The sequence below is a fragment of the Nostoc sp. CCY 9925 genome (assembly GCF_963920935.1).
In the GTDB taxonomy this organism is placed as follows: domain Bacteria; phylum Cyanobacteriota; class Cyanobacteriia; order Cyanobacteriales; family Nostocaceae; genus Nostoc.
In genome coordinates this window covers 1-1,028 of sequence record NZ_CAWUDO010000286.1, presented here as the reverse complement: position 1 = coordinate 1,028, position 1,028 = coordinate 1, and the positions used below count along the sequence as shown (strand labels likewise).

The 1,028-nt window shown below is 50.4% G+C and carries 1 protein-coding gene; it reads left to right on the top strand.

Annotated elements, in window-relative coordinates; all coding sequences use genetic code 11:
* Window positions 1-1,028: photosystem II D2 protein (photosystem q(a) protein) (gene psbD, locus ACM0OY_RS40435; protein ID WP_414574306.1), on the top strand; the 1,028-nt coding region annotated here is incomplete at both ends.

The following is a 1,028-nucleotide window of genomic DNA, read 5'->3' as shown; positions in this document are numbered from 1 at the left end:
ATGACCATCGCAGTTGGACGCGCCCCAAGTACAAGAGGGTGGTTTGACGTAGTAGACGACTGGCTCAAGCGCGATCGCTTTGTATTCGTAGGTTGGTCAGGGTTACTACTGTTCCCCTGTGCTTACCTAGCACTAGGCGGTTGGCTGACAGGCACAACCTTCGTCACCTCTTGGTACACCCACGGTTTAGCCTCCTCTTACTTGGAAGGCTGTAACTTCTTGACAGTGGCAGTATCCACCCCAGCAGACAGTTTAGGACATTCCCTATTGCTGTTGTGGGGACCAGAAGCCCAAGGCGACCTCACCCGTTGGTTCCAATTGGGTGGATTGTGGCCATTCGTAGCGTTGCACGGAGCTTTTGGTTTAATAGGCTTCATGCTGCGGCAATTTGAAATTGCGCGGCTGGTAGGAATCCGTCCCTACAACGCTTTGGCGTTTTCTGCCCCGATAGCGGTATTCGTCAGTGTATTCCTGATGTACCCCTTAGGACAATCATCTTGGTTCTTTGCTCCCAGCTTTGGTGTAGCAGGAATCTTCCGGTTTATTTTGTTTGTCCAAGGGTTCCATAACTTCACCCTCAACCCCTTCCACATGATGGGAGTAGCAGGTGTGTTGGGTGGTGCGCTGTTGTGTGCGATTCACGGAGCCACTGTGGAAAACACCTTGTTTGAAGACGGAGAAGGAGCTAACACCTTCCGAGCATTCAATCCCACCCAATCAGAAGAAACCTATTCAATGGTGACCGCAAACCGTTTCTGGTCACAGATATTCGGTATTGCTTTCTCCAACAAGCGCTGGCTGCACTTCTTTATGTTGTTCGTGCCAGTTACAGGCTTGTGGATGGCAGCGGTTGGTATTGTCGGTTTGGCACTCAACCTGCGGGCTTATGATTTCGTCTCCCAAGAATTGCGGGCGGCGGAAGACCCAGAGTTTGAAACTTTCTATACCAAAAACATTTTGCTTAACGAGGGTATCCGCGCTTGGATGGCTCCTCAAGATCAAATCCACGAACAATTTGTATTCCCTGA